This window comes from uncultured Legionella sp. (genome assembly GCF_937871865.1).
In the GTDB taxonomy this organism is placed as follows: domain Bacteria; phylum Pseudomonadota; class Gammaproteobacteria; order Legionellales; family Legionellaceae; genus Legionella.
Genome location: NZ_CALMPD010000173.1, coordinates 1 through 3,593, shown reverse-complemented (window position 1 = coordinate 3,593; position 3,593 = coordinate 1). Strand labels below are relative to the sequence as shown.

Here is a 3,593-nt window from a genome sequence, read left to right as displayed (position 1 = left end):
TTAATATCAAAAAATGAGGGAGCCCCAATATCAGGAACAATCCAGCGCTCAATTCCCTGTTGAAGCTCATGAGTCTGGCCTTATTGTGAAAGTAATTGCTGGTGGTACCGATCAAGGAACTCGTTCAACAATCAAAGCCAGTACAACCAATCCCTTGTTTTTTGATATTAAATTACCTGAAGAAGTGCGTTTTTCCCAGAGCATTGCTCCAGAGTCTCAGGTCATTTTATTTGTTTTGTCCGGGGTTGTCTCTGTGGGAGAAGTACACATCAGTAAAGGCGTTCTTGCTGTATTCACTGAAGGGGATACTTTGGTGATGACGGGCATTGAATCCAGTCAGTGCTTGTTAATCGCCGCAACAAAACTAAAGGAGCCGGTTGTTCGACATGGTCCTTTTGTGATGAATACACCTGAGGAAATAATGCAGGCAATTGACGATTTTCGTAATGGTCTGTTTTAGACGTCCACCTTTTAATAAAAGCCCGGATTCTGTTCCAGATTCGGGCTTTTATTCATGAGAACAGGAGCTCTGCTAGGCGTTTCGTGTGGGTTTCTTGTTAAGCCATTGTTCCAACAGGGTATTCATTATCGTACGCGCTGTAACCAATGATTCTGAATCAGATGCTTTGGGGCTATGTAAATCGTCACAGTGTGCTGCTCCTTCGATTAAATGATAGGTGAGTTTTAAATTAACTGCATTACCATTGTGTTCGGATAGAGACAAAACAGACCAGGGATCATTGGCACCGTTGGTAAAATAAATGTTGGATACCAGGTCATCCATTAAGGGAAAATAAAACGTATGATTCCGCTTTTCGGTATTGACCGGTGTATTGATATCAAATAAACGCTGACACAGATGGCGATGATAATCCAGGTTAATTAACGATGATCGAGTTGATTGAGAGGCATCATGGTTTGCATTTTGCCAATACCCATATTCGGTGCATGACTGAAAAAACCACTGCCGCATTCCTACTCCATTATTATAATCCGCTGGATTTTCACTCATTGCTCCTTGGGCGGTCATGTCTACGGCAGAAACATTCATTGTTTTATAAAGTTCTTGGGCAAAATGTGCATAACCCATCAGCGGTGTTTCTGTTGAGGACAAAGCTGTGCAAAATGAATCTCTCATCCCGTATTGAATTGCAGCAGCTCCAGTGTCTGCAATCAAATATAAAAAGTCCACCGGATCATGAACTTCTGTTGCTGCAAAAAGTGCCTTCATTTGCTCCAGTTGCTTTGGCTTATCGAGGGTGTCCTCTACTGATGTGACAACAGAGCGCATTTGCTCTGCACATAATGGACCAGCGACTTTGGCTACGTGGGCATCGTACTCATAGAAATCTTCTTTAGCCATAACCGGGGCTGATGAGGCAAGTGAGCCTGCGACCAGATAGGGGTATTTCAAGCGATAATAGGCAGATAAAGAACCAGGATAAGAACCGCCAAAAGCAATCCATGTTCCCGTCCATTGCCGTTCTTTGCTCATTTGGCGTTGAAAATAGGCTAAATCATCAAGTGCTGTTTCTGTTGATAAAAAACGAAGATCGAATGTTGAAAAGGATGAAAAGGGTAAACTTTCACCGTAATAGCGATGTTCCAGCGCAATCAATTTCGCATGATGTTTTCTGGCATAACTTCTTATAGCGCCGTTTAATGAGCGGGGAGTGCAGGTGGATTCCCCACAGATATAAAAAAATACCGGATCATTGGCTTTAGGTCCATAGGTTTCATCGATGTAGTAGCGTTGAGCAAAAGTACCCTGGTCAGGATTATTATGATCAATACGTTGGGTGAATTGAGCTTGTTTTATGGACTGGGCTGCTAAGGGCGCTTGATGCTCCAATTTTTTTTGCATGAAGAGTTCTACGGGCCCGGCAAATACCTGGGATAAATTGGTTAATAAGCCTAGTCCAATCAGGACATATTTTTTTATACTTTTCATCAGTTAATTCATCCTTGATAAAGTCAGTAGCAATGATGCTCTAGATTCAGCCCATTTTGGCTCAAACTCTCAAAATGTCAACCGCGATGGTTTTACGATATTTCTTAATATGCTTATCCATAACTGACGTTAAATTAATGGCTACAGTCGCAGCGATCTATGATGTTGTTATCGATAAAAAATATTGCATTGTGGGCTTATTTGTGACAGCATGTGGTCGATTTGGTTTTTTTGGATGGTTTTCATGTTAAAAAAAATCGCTGTTTTATCCTTGATATTCACTTCCCCTTGTCTTTTCGCTGCCAGTGATGTTGATTTATATAAAGCACCACTAAAGAGCATTAATGATTTTCCTCTGACGCAGGTACCTGCCAAAACTCTTCGAACCTTGAGTTCTACTCCTAAAAACAATGCATTGCAGCAAATGAATCAAACGGAGGAAGGCAATACGATCATTACTCGTTATCAGCAATTATACAAAGGCATCCCTGTTGTGGGCTCTCAAGTGATGATTTCCAAGGGCAAAAAACAAGCCAGCTTCAACAATGGGGCTGCTGAAGTTAATGGACATTTAATAGATGACATTCAGATTGATATCAATCCTTCGCTTAGTGCTGATGATGCGATGGAGTTAGCTAAAACCACTTATTTGTTAGTAAATCCTCAGGCAGATATCCAAAAAGAGAAAACAGAGTTGCAGATTAGGCCAGATCAAAACGATGACTTGCAGCTGGTTTATTTAATTTCTTTTAAAAGTACTCTGGAAGAAGGTAAGCCTGCGTGGCCTTTTATCGTTATCGATGCTCATTCAGGCGCTGTGATCCAACAATGGAACAACATTAAAACCTATTTGGACAGTGGCCCTGGTGGCAATGAAAAAGTCCATGAATATTGGTATGGCAAAGACGGGCTTCCTGCATTGGATGTGACGCAAAAGGGAAGTCAATGCGTGATGGATAACTCGAAAGTGAAGCTGGTTAACCTGGCATTCAAATGGGATTGGGGAAATTTTATCAATGCCCCTTTTGAATATCCCTGCAATCAAAATACAGAAGAAAATGTAAATGGGGCGTTTTCTCCGCGTAATGATGCGTACTACTTTGGTCATACTATTGTGAATATGTATCAGGATTGGTATGGATTAAATGCGTTACAGCATGCCAATGGTTCACCAATGAAACTTGTCATGAGAGTGCATTTTGGCCAGAGCTATGATAATGCATTTTGGGACGGAGAAGCCATGTCCTTTGGTGATGGGGACGATTTTTATCCTTTGGTTTCTTTGGATGTTGCGGGACATGAAGTTACTCATGGTTTCACAGAACAACATTCTGGCCTTGAATATCATGATCAATCAGGTGCTCTTAATGAGTCTTTATCTGATATGGCGGGGCAAGCCTCGCGAGCGTATCTTTTGGAGACCAATCCTCAAATGTATAATAAGGCCTATCCTCATGCCAATGAAGTAACCTGGGGCATTGGGGAAACCATCGTGCGCGATTCATTTGGAAAGGCATTGCGTTTTATGGACTATCCTTCTTCCGATGGAAGTTCAGCAGATTGCCTGGATAAAAATTTGGCACAAAACAACGGAGCTTACTGTGCCATCAGTTATAATGAGCTGATTGCTTTCGCAGATGCA

The 3,593-nt window shown here is 41.7% G+C and carries 3 protein-coding genes; 2 read left to right on the top strand and 1 reads right to left on the bottom strand.

What is annotated here, in order from left to right:
• Positions 1-13: 13 nt before the first annotated feature.
• Positions 14-460 (top strand): pirin-like C-terminal cupin domain-containing protein, encoded by a 447-nt coding sequence (locus Q0495_RS09530; RefSeq protein ID WP_298625373.1) that lies wholly within the window; start codon positions 14-16, stop codon positions 458-460.
• 72 nt (positions 461-532) lie between these two features.
• On the opposite strand, the gene Q0495_RS09525 is transcribed toward Q0495_RS09530, so the two are convergent.
• Positions 533-1,951 carry a S28 family serine protease gene (locus Q0495_RS09525; RefSeq protein WP_298625370.1) on the bottom strand — a complete coding sequence of 473 codons (1,419 nt, stop codon included), beginning with the start codon at positions 1,949-1,951 and terminating at the stop codon, positions 533-535.
• Positions 1,952-2,195: 244 nt separating this feature from the next.
• On the opposite strand from Q0495_RS09525, the gene Q0495_RS09520 reads away from it, so the two are divergent.
• Positions 2,196-3,593 (top strand): M4 family metallopeptidase (locus Q0495_RS09520; protein WP_298625367.1); only part of this gene is annotated, 1,398 nt, incomplete at its 3' end.